The 927-nt window shown below is 63.4% G+C and carries 1 pseudogene; it reads left to right on the top strand.

What is annotated here, in order from left to right:
- Positions 1–927, top strand: a pseudogene (locus tag LU684_RS30445) (glucose-6-phosphate isomerase); the annotation flags it as partial.

Below are 927 nucleotides of genomic sequence, written 5' to 3'. Positions count from 1 at the left end.
CAGCGTGGCGTACGCTGCCACTACCTGGCGAACATCGACGGCAGTGAATTCCACGAGCTCTCGGCCAACCTGCGCGCCGAAACCACCCTGTTCATCGTCTCGTCGAAGTCGTTCAACACCCTCGAGACCCTGAAAAACGCCATGGCTGCGCGTACCTGGTACCTGGCCCAGGGCGGCTCGGAAGCCGAGCTGTACCGCCATTTCATCGCGGTTTCCAGCAACAAGGCCGCCGCAGTGGCGTTCGGCATTCGCGAAGAGAACATCTTCCCGATGTGGGACTGGGTGGGTGGGCGCTATTCGCTATGGTCGGCCATCGGCCTGCCCATTGCCCTGGCCATCGGCACCGCCAACTTCAAGGAGCTGCTGTCAGGTGCCCACACCATGGACCAGCACTTCCAGACCGCGCCGTTCGACAAGAACATGCCGGTGCTGCTGGCCCTGCTGGGTGTGTGGTATGGCAATTTCTGGGGCGCGAGCAGCCACGCGATCCTGCCGTACGACCACTACCTGCGCAACATTACCAAGCACCTGCAGCAGCTGGACATGGAGTCCAACGGCAAGAGCGTGCTGCAGGACGGCGCCCCGGTGAAAACCGCCACCGGCCCGGTGATCTGGGGCGGCGTCGGCTGTAACGGCCAGCATGCCTACCACCAGTTGTTGCACCAGGGCACCCAGCTGATTCCGGCCGACTTCATCGTGCCGGTCGTGAGCTTCAACCCGGTGACCGACCATCATCAGTGGCTGTACGCCAACTGCCTGTCGCAGAGCCAGGCGCTGATGCAGGGCAAGACACGTGAAGAAGCCGAGGCCGAACTGCGCAGCAAAGGCCTGAACGAAGCGGACATCGAGAAGCTGGCCCCGCACAAGGTGATCCCGGGCAACCGCCCTAGCAACACCCTGGTAGTGGAGCGCATCAGCCCTCGCCGC

The organism is Pseudomonas sp. NMI542_15 (genome assembly GCF_021283425.1).
Classification (GTDB): domain Bacteria; phylum Pseudomonadota; class Gammaproteobacteria; order Pseudomonadales; family Pseudomonadaceae; genus Aquipseudomonas; species Aquipseudomonas fortuita.
This window is presented reverse-complemented; position numbering and strand designations above follow the sequence as displayed.